Consider the following 13,381-nt stretch of genomic DNA (forward strand, 5'->3'; position numbering starts at 1 on the left):
AATTAGGGTGGAATTAAACGCAAAAAACCTTTATCTGGTAGTGTACCAAAATAAAGGTTCATTATCTGCGATAATATCGCTATATGATATGTCGATATTGTTTGCTATTGAAGAGGTTGTAAGCGTTAAAAACCGTTTATAAACAACTTATTTTGGTTGCTCTAAAAACAATACAGCAGCTTCAACTCGAGACTTAATTTCAAGCTTTTTCAATAGACTTTTTACATGTACTTTCACAGTACCTTCAGAGATATTAAGGTTATCTGAGATTTCTTTGTTACTTAATCCTTTTGAAATTTCTCCCATAATTTGGCTCTCACGACGGGTTAATGTCGCAATCTTTTCTCTGATGTTATTTTCTTGATCTAAGCAATCGAGGTATTCAGTTAGTTCTTCACTAACGACTAATTTACCTTGTTGAATACGGTGTAAATTTTCCAGCAAAATCTCAGGATCTGTGTCTTTTAAAAGATAGCCATCAGCACCTTGGTTAATTAATGAAATAACATCTTGTTTTGCATCCGAAACAGTTAAAATAACAATTTTACTGCTGATGCCATCGTTACGTAATGCCTTTAAAGTTTCTAAGCCTGAAACTGCTTTCATGTTTAAATCTAGCAGTACCATATCAGGGTGTTGCTTTTTAACCATGCTCACAGCTTCAATGCCGTTGGTTGCTTCATCTATTACCACAAAATTTGGGTCAATACTGAGTAGTTGTGTCACACCTTTACGCATAAGTGGGTGATCATCAACAACAATAACGGTAGATACGTTGTTCATTTGTAATTCCTTTATCGAGTCATAGTTAAAATACAATAATCGAAAACAATATAATGTAAATTAAAAATAGTAAGAAAAATGAAATATAAGTGATTTTTGTGAATCTTAAATTTCAAATATAAGTTTGATTTCAGTGCCAAGTGGTAAGTTTGTTATCTCAAATTTAGCATTAAGTTCAGCAGCGCGCTGATTCATAATTTCTATACCGTAGTGATTGTCTTTACCTGGCTTCTCTTTAATACCGATACCATCATCTGTAATAGTGATGATAACTTTTTGATCTATAATGACACAGTTTACAATAATATTGCTACAATTTGCATGTTTCATTGCGTTGATCATGGCTTCGCGAATAATTTGCAATAAATGTATGTGTTGGTTTGCATGTGTTTGGAAATTAGACTCAAATTCACCTAATTGAATTTTAGCGGTAGTTTGTTTCTGCAATTGAGAAATCATCACTAGTACAGCTTCTTTAAAATCAGACTCGCTGATATTTAACCTAAAGGTAGAGAGTAATGAGCGTAGTTGAACATAAGCATCACTAACCGCTTCTTCAATATTACTGACAGAATTTTTGACCGCTGTCTTTTCACTGTCAGCGTCTATTTGTCTATTTAACACAGTGCATTGTATTTTAAGGAAAGATAAAGCTTGTGCGATGGAGTCATGTAATTCACGGGCAATAACGCCACGTTCGTCCATTAATAGTAATTTTTGTTCTTGTAAGCTGTATTCTTCTTGGTATAAGGCTCGGGCTAATAAACTACTAAAGCTTACGATTATTGAGGTGTTCTCAGCCATTGGAGTTGCTTGAATATAATTTAAATACCCAAAAGGTTCTCCATTAATCATGATTGGAATACGTTTGTTATTCTGGTTATTTTTTGTGGCACAGCCGTAATCACTATCTATTTCAACCCCGTTTACTAGTTCTAAACATAACTTACTTAAATTAGTTTGTTTGGCCAAAGCGTTTAAAGCTTCAATAATGATTGGATGGGTCAATTTAACCGTACTCAGGGTTTGAGAGATGGTAAATAAAAACTGAATACTTTCATTGGCCGTTTCTAATTCCGTCTTCTTATCAAATACCTTCTTTTGCATTGCTGTAATTAATGACTCAAGCTCTTCGGACATACTTTTTAAGCCAGTCGATAGAAATCCAATTTCATTACTGGTTTCTATGAAATCAACATTAAAGTGGTGATTAGAAATGGAGTATACGTTTTCTTCCAGTTTGTTAAGTGGTGTGACAATACAACGGCGACAGTAAAACAGCAGAAATATCGCGCTGAGTACCATAAAACTGAACATTATCATCTGCGATACAAAAATAACCGATGACTCTTTTTCGACCAAAGCTTGATATTGCGTGATAGTAAATTCAATACTTTCTTTTAAATGTGTTAACTTTAGGGTTAGCTCTTCATCGGACAACTGATCAAGCTGTTGTTGAATGGCGATGAGTTCAAACCTTAACTCTATATTAGCTTCGTGTATTTGATTAACATCAAAGAATTTGTTTTGTAAAAGCTGATTTGCGACTAAAGGGGAATACTCGTTGATTATTAGTTGAATTTTTTGACGATCTAATCGATTAGGAGAGATAAAACTTTCCGTCTCATATCGAAGAGTCGTTAAACTTTTGATAGCATCATCATTACTGCTTTGGCTCTGTGACGTTGTCATAAAAATGAAAACGTGCGTCCCTGATAAAATTAAGATCAGTAAAGCAATCGTCGAAATCACTTTTGTTATAGAAAGTGAATGTAATAGTAGATTAATCTTCATAGATAGTTAAAAATAAAAGGTTACAAGTTGATTGAGAGGCCCAAGTAGGGAATTGATTTCATTCATATATTAATTAGCTCCGAGCTTTTATCACTAAGTTTAGCACGTTTTGTTTTAAATATGTGATGCTAGCCGCTTAACTGAACTTTTGGTTAAGAAGGGTATGCTTAGAAATGAGTTTGCCTCCCGTGTTTGGAAAGGAACTGACCATGCAATTAGTCGATAAATTTTATCGAAAGTTTGAATATTTGCGCCTATCGATCACCGATGAGTGTAATTTTAAATGTAATTATTGTTTACCCGATGGATACCAACGTACTCATCAAAAACAATTTTTGTCACAAAATGAAATACAAAACTTAATTACTGCCTTTGCAGAATTAGGAACCAGTAAAGTTAGGATCACAGGTGGTGAGCCCAGTTTACGTAAAGACTTTTCTGGAATCATAGAACAAATTTCTGGTGTGCCAGGAATAAAAAAAGTCGCCACCACAACGAATGGCTTTAATCTTAGTAAACATGCTATTGATTGGTATCAAGCAGGGCTGAATACTATTAATGTTAGTGTTGATAGCTTAGATGCTAATACGTTTAATATTATTACCGGTAAAAATATCTTCCATAAAGTGATGGAAGGTGTCGAGGCTTGCGTTCAAGCAGGGTTTGAGCAGGTGAAAGTCAACAGTGTATTAATGAAAGGGTTAAATGATAACGACCTTAATACTTTCTTGTCCTGGATAAAAACGCAGCCTATTCAATTACGCTTTATCGAATTAATGCAAACCGATGATAATAATGAATTTTTTAGTCGTTATCATCTTTCTGGTGAAACCATTAAGCAAGCTTTGTTAGCGCAACAGTGGCAACAGAAACCGCGTATTGCTAACGACGGTCCTGCAGAGGTTTTTTCACACCCAGACTATCAAGGTGAAATTGGTTTAATCATGCCTTACAGTAAAGATTTTTGTGATAATTGTAATCGTCTACGTGTGTCTGCAGTAGGGCGTTTACACCTTTGTTTGTTTGGTGAAGAAGGTGTCGACTTAAGGCATTTATTACAAGATAGCAAAGATAAAGCAGAACTCAAAAGTACTATATTAGCCGCTCTAAAAGAGAAGAAATCATCGCATTTCCTCGATTTAGGACTCACCGGTGGCACGCCTCATTTAGCGTCAATTGGTGGTTAAGATAGTGTTTATTTATTGAAAAATTATTTTGAACATAATTTAATTGTAGTGCTTATCTTTCGGACTCTTAATGTTGAGTATGAGAGTGGGTATTGAGAAAGTCATGAATGTAAAAATAGCGGGTATTGTCCTAGCGGGCGGACAATCTTTGAGAATGGGACAAGATAAAGCCATGCTCACCATTGATCAACATACCTTATTGGTACGTGCATTTAACTTACTAAAGCAGGTCGGCTTAAGCGATTGCTTTGTAAGCGGGGATTATCCTGATTTTCCTTGTATTACAGATAAGCATAGCGGGTTAGGCCCACTTGCTGGTATTGCAGCTTGTACTGAACATTTTTTTGATGATTATAATGCACTATTTATCATGCCAGTGGATATGCCTTTTTTGGCAGCACAAGATTGTATTACATTAATTGAGGCTTATTCACAAAGGTTGTCGCAACAAGCAAGCTCGCCACAATCATTACCTCAAATAGCTGGCGTTTATTATCAAGAGGCTATTTTCCCATTAATTTTGACCCTAAATAAGCCATTACGTGATTATTTGTCAGATATCATTCAAACACCTCATAAAAAACATCGTTCTTTATATCGCTTATTTGAAACCCTTTCAGTACAAGGTATTCCAACTAATGCGAATAATATACAGCGATTTGAAAATACCAATACACCTGAACAATGGCTGCGCTGTTTAAGCAATTTTTCGAAGCCAAGTCAGTTCAAATAAACATTTTTATAACTTTATATAGTGACAAGGATTAACATGAGCCATCTATCAACCAAAGCATTTACACCGGCTACTATTGCCGTATTAACTGTCTCAGATACCCGTGATGAATCGACAGATACCTCGGGTGGTTATTTAGTCGAATCTTTAAAAAAAGCTGGGCACCACCTTGCAGATAAACAGATCGTTATCGATGATCCCTATAAAATACGTGCCGTGGTATCTCAATGGATTGCAGACCCTGCCATAGAAGTTATTTTAACGACTGGCGGAACTGGTTTTACAGCAAGAGACACAACGCCTGAAGCAGTATCTGTTTTATTCGATAAACAGGTGGAAGGCTTCGGAGAGGTATTTCGTGCTGTCTCATATCAAGAAATTGGGTCATCAACAATTCAAAGCCGTGCGCTCGCTGGGTTTGCTAATAATACAGTTATTTTCTGTATGCCGGGCTCAACAGGTGCTTGTAAAACTGCTTGGACAAATATCATTGAGGAGCAAATAAACTCTCAACATAAACCCTGTAATTTTATGCCACATGTAGGAGCTAAATAATGTCTAGCGGTTTTACACATATTAACCAAGATGGTAAAGCGAATATGGTTGATGTAACAGGCAAAGACAGCACAGTTCGTCAAGCTATTGCAGAGGCCTATGTTGACATGTCTACAGAAACATTAGACCTAATTATTAACGGTCACCACCATAAAGGTGATGTCTTTGCCACTGCACGGATTGCTGGAATAATGGCGGCTAAAAAGACTGCTGATTTGATCCCATTATGCCATCCATTAGCATTGACCAAAGTAGAGGTGCATATTAATGCTGAGCCTGAATCTAATCGGGTTAGAATTGAAAGCTTATGCAAACTTTCTGGTAAAACGGGTGTTGAAATGGAGGCGCTGACAGCTGCTTCTGTTGCCGCTTTAACCATTTATGATATGTGCAAAGCCATTCAAAAGGATATGGTGATCTCAGCGGTTAAATTACTTGAAAAAACCGGCGGGAAATCTGGGCATTATTCATCACAACAGAATGCACAACAGGATAAGGCATGATTACGGTTTTATTTTTTGCTAAATTGAGCGAGCAATTAGGCGTTAGAAGTTTGCAAGTTGAATGGCGACAAGCACAAGATACTGATCAACTATTTCAATATTTAACTGAATACAAAGCAGAGTGGGCGGTTACGTTAACTTCTCAACCTTGTCTGAAAGCGGTTAATCAAGCTATGGTTAATAATAATATTGCGTTAAAGGAAGGTGATGAAGTTGCTTTCTTTCCACCTGTTACAGGCGGTTAAATGATCAGTGTGCAAGAGCAAGATTTCAACCAACAGGTTGAGTATGAACGTTTACGGTGTCAGTCATCAATTGGTGCTATCGTTACTTTTACAGGTTTAGTGAGAGATATCAATGACGGGCATACAGTCAGTGATTTATCTCTAGAGCATTATCCTGGTATGACTGAAAAGTGCTTGGTTGATATAGTTGAAAAAGCTAAAGTTCGCTGGAATATTATTGCTTCTACCGTGATTCATCGAGTTGGGCATTTAACTATTAATGATCAAATTGTATTTGTTGGTATAGCCAGTCAGCATCGTGGTGATGCTTTTGCGGCTTGCGAATTTATAATGGATTACTTAAAAACTGAAGCGCCATTTTGGAAAAAAGAAACCATGGAAGGTGGCGAAACAAAATGGGTTGATGCTAGGGAAAGCGATCAAAAGACACTCTCTAAGTGGGCTTTGTAATGAACTTGTAGGTCATTGCTGCCATTTATTTCTCTAGTCATATCCTACACAAATCCGTGTTATGGATAGTAATGAAGGTGCTCAAAAATGTATGGTTATGTTGCGTGTTTTTATTTCGTAGTCTTCAGTTTGTTTAGTATATCAAGTCAAGCGGCAATTAATGTTGCTGTTGCCAGTAACTTTAAGATATCTGCGATGGAGATAGCTGAGCAATTTACTGAAAAATATAATATCAAGGTAAATATTTCTAGTGCATCAACTGGAACTCTGTATCAACAAATTTTACATGGTGCACCTTTTGATCTCTTTTTATCAGCCGATCAACAACATGTACAGTTACTGCAAGAGGCGAATAAAGTCGGTAATAACCAAAGTTTTGTTTACGCTCAAGGACGGTTAGGTTTTTGGATGCCTTCAGCTGAAAGCGATCCTACTATTGAAGATTTTATGGCTTACGCTGGTCGTTTGGCCATTGCTAATCCTAAGTTTGCACCCTATGGAGTGGCGGCACAACAAGCTTTAACTTCTGCAGGTAAATGGGGTAAACAACAATACATACAGGGCAGTAATATTAGTCAAACTTATCAGTTTGTTGAGTCAAATAATGTTGCTGCAGGCATGGTTGCTTTTGCTACGTTAGTACAAAAAAATCAACAACATTATCTGTTGATTCCAGCTAAGTGGCATCAACCAATCATACAAGCTGGTATTGTTTTAAATACTCAACAAGTTGAGCAAGCAAACTTATTTCGTGATTTTCTACTTTCAAAACCAACCCAACAATTGATTCATGCACAAGGTTATAATTAGTGTTAAGTGATGGTGATTTACAAGCGATTTGGCTTACTCTTAAATTAGCAGGGCTAACGACGCTTTTATTAATGATTATTGCGCCACCTTTAGCTTGGTGGTTAGCACGAAGCCAAGCTAAAATTCGACCTTTAGTGGAGTCGTTAGTGGCGTTACCATTGATCTTACCACCCACAGTGCTAGGCTTTTATCTATTGATCGCATTTTCCCCTAATCATTTTCTAGGCCGTTGGTGGTTAAGTTTTAATGAGCAATCTTTGGCCTTTTCATTTACTGGATTAGTGATTGCCTCCATTGTTTACTCTTTACCTTTTGTGGTGCAACCTCTGCAAAGTGCCTTTGTGCATTTAGACAAGCGTTATCTTGAGGTCAGCGCTACCTTAGGTTATGGAAAGTATGAACGGTTATATAAAATAATTTTTCCGATGTTGTTGCCTAGTTTTATTATTGCAGCAGCATTAGGTTTCGCCCATACGATTGGTGAATTTGGGGTGGTGTTGATGATAGGGGGTAATATTCCTGGTGAGACACAGGTGCTATCAATTCAATTATTTGATCACGTGGAGTCATTACAATATGACCAAGCGCATCAACTATCTCTTATGTTATTGGCCTTTTCTGTTTCTTTGTTAGTGGTGATCTATGGCTTTTTACAGAAAAGACAACAAAGGATATTAAATGCTTAAGTTTGATATTCAAAAGTCATTTATCAATCAACATACTGGGACGAGTAGCGAGCTTCATTTTAAAGCTCATATCGATTTGTCTGGGGTATGTGTTATTTTTGGCGACTCAGGTGCAGGAAAAACAACATTATTGCGTTGTTTGATTGGCTTAGAGGAGTGCGTTGGTGATATTCAATTTAAACAACAGGTTTGGAAATCTAAGTATCAAAAGCAATATGTGCCAACGGAAAAGCGTCGTATTGGTGTGGTATTTCAAGAGCCAAGATTATTTCCCCACTTAAATGTACAGCAAAACTTACAATTAGCTGTGAATAAAGCGTCTTCAAATACCTTCAATATTGAACAACTTGCTAATAAACTAGGGTTTTCTGAACTTTTAGCACATCAAACCACTCAGTTGTCTGGGGGGCAAAAACAGCGTGTTGCTATTGCGCGTGCTTTATTAACAGATCCTCAGTTATTGGTCATGGATGAGCCACTTTCATCCTTAGACCAAGGTAGCAAGCAATTGTTATTACCCTTCATCAAAGAGATTAGTCAGCAAATCCCTATTTTATATATTACTCATTCTGAACAAGAACTGTTTTATCTTAGTCGTAATATGTTGCTAGTGAATGATGGGCAAATAGAAGCGAGTGGCGAACCGCAACAGTTGTTTTTAAACAGTGATTTATCATTAATTAAATTGGCACATCAAGGGCTAATATTAAGCGTAGATGTAAAAAGTTATGATCCAGATGAAGCATTAATTAAAGGCTGTTTAGATGGTCAAAATTTGTATATTTCAGCTGAAACTTCACCATTCTCTGAGCAGGTACAAGTCAAAATTAATAGCCGAGATGTCATTGTGGCACTACAGCCTATTGAGGGTAGCTCTTTATTAAATTGTTTATCTGCAAAGATAGTGGAGTTCGCCATTGATACGCAAAAAGCGGTGGTATTGACCTTACAGTTCGACTCACAATATCTGTATGCCTACATCACCCTACGGTCATTTAACAAACTGCAGTTAGCGGTAGGCAGTCAAGTCTTTGCACATGTAAAAACCATGAGCATTGTTAATTAGTTATGTTTATTGGTATGGTTTAACCTTGCCCTAATCCGGGGATGCTATGCCAATAACCGTTACATTGTGAGCTATTTAGTGGGCGGTAGTGGTTTTGCTGCAATAGTTGTCGTTTGAACTCAGTTACCGTTTCTAAACTGTTTAGGGAGTTTGGACTGATCCGAAGGATATCCACTAAATCGTGCATGCTTTCAAGGTCATTAATTAAGTTATAACAATATCCAGACAAGGTTTGTATACCATTTAGTACAAAAACTTGTTGCTCCTCTTGAGTATGAATCAGGCGACCTTGTGGATAGTTGATGCAGGTTAAACCACAATCGTCTTTTGCTTTATTTTCTGAACGAGCAGTGAAACACCGAGCTGAATAAGCTAGGGGTAAGTGGCCATAGGAAAACACCTCTACTTCATATTGGTCGCGCAATCCCATTTTATGGGAGTCTTCAACTAGGTCCGCTAACCAATCTCGTGATAACTCTACAGGCATCACCCAGCGTTGCATACCTTGATTAATCAGTAATTTTAATGTTTGTGCGTTGTAACAGTTGATAGCGGGCCCACATATAAAGGGCAATTTCTTTTCGGTTAATATCTGCACTGTCGCTAGGTCATTGGCTTCAATACTCACCTCTCCATTTTCACAAAGCTTTTTTATGACACTTAATTCAGATGGTGCCTCTAATAGCGCCATAGTAGATAACACTATCTCCTTATTATGTTTATTCAGTGAGCTAGCTAATTCAATCCAATCTCTGGTTTTTAGCTCTCTGCGTTTACTGCATACGGTTTCACCTAGATAGATAATATCAGCATCGCTGCTGATTGCATGTTGGTAAAAATCTATAGTTTGCTGTTTTGGCCAATAATATAGCAATGGGCCTAATGATACTTTCATATATTTCCTGTCGTGACTTTTTATTGCCAGCTACGGTGATAGGCACCAAGCGTAGTTTGATTACCTTCGGAGAGATTTTCTAATTGCTGATCCCATTGTGGCTTCACTTGATATTGGGCTGGGGACTGCATGTAGCTATCAATGGCTGCTCGCCACACTCTGGTTATTTGTTCCACATAAGCTGGGCTGCGTTGACGACCTTCAATTTTTACTGAGCTAATACCCATCTCAATTAAGTCGGGTAAAAGTGATAGGGTATTTAAACTGGTAGGCTCTTCGAGTGTATGATATATCTGCCCATCAAGGTTAAAACGACCTTTGCATAAAGTGGGATAGCCTGCTTTTTCATCATTATGATATCGGTCGATTAAGATGTTATTTAAACGCGATGTTAAACCTTGTGACGTTTCTTGCCAGCGAACAAATTTGGCGGGAGAACAGGCTCCAACAGTATTGGGTGATTCACCCGTAAAATAAGAAGATAAGTAACATCGTCCCTCTGCCATAATGCATAAGCTACCAAAGGCAAATACTTCTAAAGGAATATGGCTGTTACGAGCGAGTTGTTTAACTTGATGCAGCGATAAAACACGCGGTAATACCACGCGTTTGATATTAAAATTACGCTGATAAAACTCAATAGCAGCGGTATTAGTAGCAGAAGCTTGTACAGATAAATGCAGTGCTAAATCTGGGTATTTTCGGGTGGCGTAATCTAAGGTGGCAATATCTGCAATAATTGCGGCATTTGCTCCTAGGTCAACACATTGGTCAACCGCATTATACCAACGTTTTTCTTGACCTGGGTGAGCAAAGGTATTGATTGCCACATGTAAATGTTTGTTATTATCAGCAACGTACTGCGCACCTTTTACTAGCTTGGATGCATTAAAGTTAAGTCCTGCAAAGTGTCGTGCATTAGTCTCATCCTTTAAACCGATATAAACAGCATCCGCACCGCAATCAATGGCTACTTTCAACGCAGGTAAACTGCCAGCAGGGCATAATAATTCCATACTTACTCCTTTTTAACCACTTATTGTAGTGGGTAAATGGATGGTTTTATTGATGTAGGGCATACATTGTAGGGTTAATAGTGATCCCATCAAATAATTGAGATATGCGAAAAAAACATGATTAATTGATGTATAGCAAGTTGTTTTTAGCGGAACAGATTAGAGTAAACATTCCATTCGTCATAGACTAAGAGTAATGATTATGTTGGCCTTGTTTAAAAAAGAGATACACCATCAACTTGTTATTAACGCACCTAAAGTATTAGCTATTCCGTCTCGGTTGATGCCTTTTTATATGCAGCAAAAGGGATTAACTGTAATATTAAATCGATTATTTGATGAACAGATTAAAGAGGGGGATTTAGACTTTTTAAAGGGTAAGTGGCTGACGATTGCTATCGATGACCTGTCTGTATCCTGGCAAGTAAGTTTTAATAAGGAGCTGGTTATTAGAGCAAATGATGGTACACCGGATGTTACTTTCACCTCTAATATTAATGACTTGATTTTAATAGCAGGGCGAAAAGAAGACCCAGATACATTGTTTTTTCAGCGTCGCTTAAACATTGAGGGAGATACTGAACTAGGATTAGAAGTGAAGAACCTTTTAGATAATATTGATTTTGATAATTTTTCCCCTTTTTTACAAAAACTAATGACGCAATTTTCTTTGTTTGTGCAACAGGGCGTTAATCAACCTAATCATTTTATGCCAATTATATTAAACGACTAGATTAAATTTTACGCAAGGAAATAGCCATAGTTAAAGAGGGCAGCTTGAACCTCATAAAATTAACTCGGTTAATTTCTCGGCGGAGGAATAAGGAAAGGTGATAATTATTAAATGGTACTTCCCTTTACGAAACTTACCATAAAGAAATAAGTTATTTTACCCAGTAAAATTGTATGGGAACGGTATCTTTTAAGCGCCAAGGTCTATAGGCTTAGTATTTTATATTTAACGCCAGTGAACAGATGCCAAACGATAACTCAACTCCAACTGCTGAATCGATAGCAGTGACCAATATAGATAAAAGTGAATTAACTTGTGCTAAATGTAATGCTGCCTGCTGTCAGTTAGAAGTGATGTTGATTACTGATACGGGTGTACCTGAACAGTATATTGATCGCGACCAATGGGGTGGTGAAACTATGAAAAAATTAGATGATGGCTGGTGTATCTGTGTCGATCGTGAAACCAAGTTGTGCACTATTTATGAAAATAGACCTTGGGTTTGTAGAATTTTTGAAATGGGGTCCTACGAGTGTAGCGATGAGTTTATTCCAGCAAATTGACATGAGTTGAAGCTAGTAAGTTAATACAGTAAAAAGGAGGTAGATTAACTAACCAACCTCCTTTTTTATTATTGAGTCGCTAGTTGTTTGAAATACAAACAGGTATCAATTAAGCGATTAGCAAATCCCCACTCATTGTCACACCACACTAGCAATTTTACTAAATGGCCATCACTGACACGTGTTTGTGTTCCATCAATAATGCAAGATCGTGGGTCATGATTAAAATCCACCGATACTAAAGGTGCTTCCGTATACCCTAAAATCCCTGATAAAGATGTTGTTGAGATCTGTTGTAAGCATTGGTTAATGTCATCAATGGATACTTTTTTATCAACAGTAATACTTAAGTCCATTGCAGTGACATTGATGGTGGGAACACGTACTGCAATGGCTTCGAATTTATCTGCAAATTTAGGTAAAATACGTTCAATACCTGCCGCTAATTTAGTATCAACGGGAATAATTGATTGGCTCGCCGCGCGTGTTCTGCGCAAATCATGGTGATAAGAGTCAATCACAGGTTGATCGTTCATAGCAGAGTGAATGGTGGTGATCGTGCCACATTTAATATCAAAGGCAGCATCTAAACTGGCAATTACTGGTACAATACAGTTAGTAGTGCAAGAAGCACCTGAAATATAGGTTTCTTGTCCTGTTAATGATAAGTGGTTAACACCATAAACAACCGTTGCATCTACATCTTGATCAGCTGGGTGAGAAAAAATAACTTTTTTAGCGCCGGCTGTTAAATGTGCCTGAGCATCTACCTTTGAGCCATAAATCCCAGTACAGTCGATGACTATATCGATATCTAATGCTTCCCATGGCAAATCACAGATCTTTTCAAAGGCTAACAACTTGATAGCATGATCGGCAATAATGAGATTTTGCTCACTTTGTTTTACGCTAAAAGGAAAGCGTCCATGGGTTGAATCATATTGTGTTAAATGGCAGATAGCATCCGCAGCTGCTAGTTCATTAATGGCCACAATCTCTATTTGAGTTTGATGATTACCTTCAAATAAAGCGCGCACCACACTGCGGCCAATGCGGCCATAACCATTAATTGCAATTCGAAGAGACATTTATTGTTCCATAGTTGAAGGTGGATAGCAGATCATCACTGATAAAGACAACTTATGTTGTGCTCAGGTATTTATATGGCGGTTAACTATGTTAGAAAACGCTATGCTGAATAGAAATGCTATAAAAAGCACATTGTAAAACAAAAACATCTGAAGCACAGAAAAAACTGTCTGAATTTATGGAAAGTAATCAATTAATTAAAAGTGCGCTTATTACTTATTGGTGCTCATCTAATATAAGTAAAACTAGGGGGAGCAGAGTGATACGAATCGT

At 37.3% G+C, this 13,381-nt stretch carries 16 protein-coding genes and 1 riboswitch; of the genes, 11 read left to right on the forward strand and 5 right to left on the reverse strand.

Going from position 1 to position 13,381, the window contains the following annotated elements:
- Positions 1-147: 147 nt before the first annotated feature.
- Together narL and OW492_RS07350 are read right to left on the reverse strand one after the other, a co-directional pair.
- Positions 148-783 (reverse strand): two-component system response regulator NarL, encoded by a 636-nt coding sequence (gene narL, locus OW492_RS07345; protein ID WP_290039281.1) that lies wholly within the window; start codon positions 781-783, stop codon positions 148-150.
- Positions 784-888: 105 nt separating this feature from the next.
- Entirely contained in the window at positions 889-2,475 is a 1,587-nt protein-coding gene (locus OW492_RS07350; protein WP_290039282.1) for a histidine kinase, read from the reverse strand.
- Positions 2,476-2,642: 167 nt separating this feature from the next.
- Positions 2,643-2,796: riboswitch (molybdenum cofactor riboswitch) on the forward strand.
- On the opposite strand from OW492_RS07350, the gene moaA reads away from it, so the two are divergent.
- The 9 genes from moaA to modC all read left to right on the forward strand — a co-directional run bounded on the left by moaA (position 2,787) and on the right by modC (position 8,812).
- Entirely contained in the window at positions 2,787-3,764 is a 978-nt protein-coding gene (gene moaA, locus OW492_RS07355) for a GTP 3',8-cyclase MoaA (protein WP_290039283.1), read from the forward strand. Its footprint overlaps the riboswitch before it by 10 nt.
- Before the next feature lie 70 nt (positions 3,765-3,834).
- The gene (locus tag OW492_RS07360) at positions 3,835-4,497 is read left to right on the forward strand and encodes a molybdenum cofactor guanylyltransferase (protein WP_290039284.1); all 663 of its coding nucleotides are present in this window, start codon (positions 3,835-3,837) and stop codon (positions 4,495-4,497) included.
- Between the two features lie 36 nt (positions 4,498-4,533).
- Positions 4,534-5,052, forward strand: coding sequence for a molybdenum cofactor biosynthesis protein B (gene moaB, locus OW492_RS07365; protein ID WP_290039285.1), 519 nt, complete (start codon positions 4,534-4,536; stop codon positions 5,050-5,052).
- Positions 5,052-5,555 (forward strand): cyclic pyranopterin monophosphate synthase MoaC, encoded by a 504-nt coding sequence (moaC, locus tag OW492_RS07370; protein WP_290039286.1) that lies wholly within the window; start codon positions 5,052-5,054, stop codon positions 5,553-5,555. The genes moaB and moaC overlap by 1 nt, the downstream gene beginning before the upstream one ends.
- The gene (gene moaD / locus OW492_RS07375) at positions 5,552-5,800 is read left to right on the forward strand and encodes a molybdopterin converting factor subunit 1 (RefSeq protein WP_290039287.1); all 249 of its coding nucleotides are present in this window, start codon (positions 5,552-5,554) and stop codon (positions 5,798-5,800) included. The genes moaC and moaD overlap by 4 nt, the downstream gene beginning before the upstream one ends.
- A complete protein-coding gene (gene moaE, locus OW492_RS07380; RefSeq protein ID WP_290039288.1) occupies positions 5,801-6,250 on the forward strand; it encodes a molybdopterin synthase catalytic subunit MoaE in 450 nt (149 codons plus the stop codon).
- Positions 6,251-6,337: 87 nt separating this feature from the next.
- Positions 6,338-7,060 carry a molybdate ABC transporter substrate-binding protein gene (modA, locus tag OW492_RS07385; protein ID WP_290039289.1) on the forward strand — a complete coding sequence of 241 codons (723 nt, stop codon included), beginning with the start codon at positions 6,338-6,340 and terminating at the stop codon, positions 7,058-7,060.
- Positions 7,060-7,746 (forward strand): molybdate ABC transporter permease subunit, encoded by a 687-nt coding sequence (modB, locus tag OW492_RS07390; protein WP_290039290.1) that lies wholly within the window; start codon positions 7,060-7,062, stop codon positions 7,744-7,746. The genes modA and modB overlap by 1 nt, the downstream gene beginning before the upstream one ends.
- Positions 7,739-8,812, forward strand: a complete 1,074-nt coding sequence (modC, locus tag OW492_RS07395; protein ID WP_290039291.1) for a molybdenum ABC transporter ATP-binding protein — start codon at positions 7,739-7,741, stop codon at positions 8,810-8,812. The genes modB and modC overlap by 8 nt, the downstream gene beginning before the upstream one ends.
- 19 nt (positions 8,813-8,831) lie before the next feature.
- Here the strand turns inward: modC and OW492_RS07400 are convergent, their stop codons facing one another.
- Both OW492_RS07400 and OW492_RS07405 read right to left on the reverse strand, forming a co-directional pair.
- Positions 8,832-9,707, reverse strand: a complete 876-nt coding sequence (locus tag OW492_RS07400) for a U32 family peptidase (RefSeq protein ID WP_290039292.1) — start codon at positions 9,705-9,707, stop codon at positions 8,832-8,834.
- 20 nt (positions 9,708-9,727) lie between these two features.
- Positions 9,728-10,723: a peptidase U32 family protein gene (locus OW492_RS07405; RefSeq protein ID WP_290039293.1), complete on the reverse strand. Its 996-nt coding sequence runs from the start codon at positions 10,721-10,723 to the stop codon at positions 9,728-9,730.
- Between the two features lie 202 nt (positions 10,724-10,925).
- Between OW492_RS07405 and OW492_RS07410 the strand changes: the two genes are divergently transcribed.
- Together OW492_RS07410 and OW492_RS07415 are read left to right on the forward strand one after the other, a co-directional pair.
- Entirely contained in the window at positions 10,926-11,456 is a 531-nt protein-coding gene (locus tag OW492_RS07410; RefSeq protein ID WP_290039294.1) for an SCP2 sterol-binding domain-containing protein, read from the forward strand.
- A 242-nt stretch (positions 11,457-11,698) separates the two neighbouring features.
- Entirely contained in the window at positions 11,699-12,019 is a 321-nt protein-coding gene (locus OW492_RS07415) for a YkgJ family cysteine cluster protein (RefSeq protein ID WP_290039295.1), read from the forward strand.
- Positions 12,020-12,087: 68 nt separating this feature from the next.
- Here the strand turns inward: OW492_RS07415 and epd are convergent, their stop codons facing one another.
- Positions 12,088-13,107, reverse strand: coding sequence for an erythrose-4-phosphate dehydrogenase (gene epd, locus OW492_RS07420; protein WP_290039296.1), 1,020 nt, complete (start codon positions 13,105-13,107; stop codon positions 12,088-12,090).
- Positions 13,108-13,381: the final 274 nt, after the last annotated feature.

It is taken from the genome of Psychromonas sp. 14N.309.X.WAT.B.A12 (genome assembly GCF_030397575.1).
Taxonomy (GTDB): Bacteria; Pseudomonadota; Gammaproteobacteria; order Enterobacterales; family Psychromonadaceae; genus Psychromonas.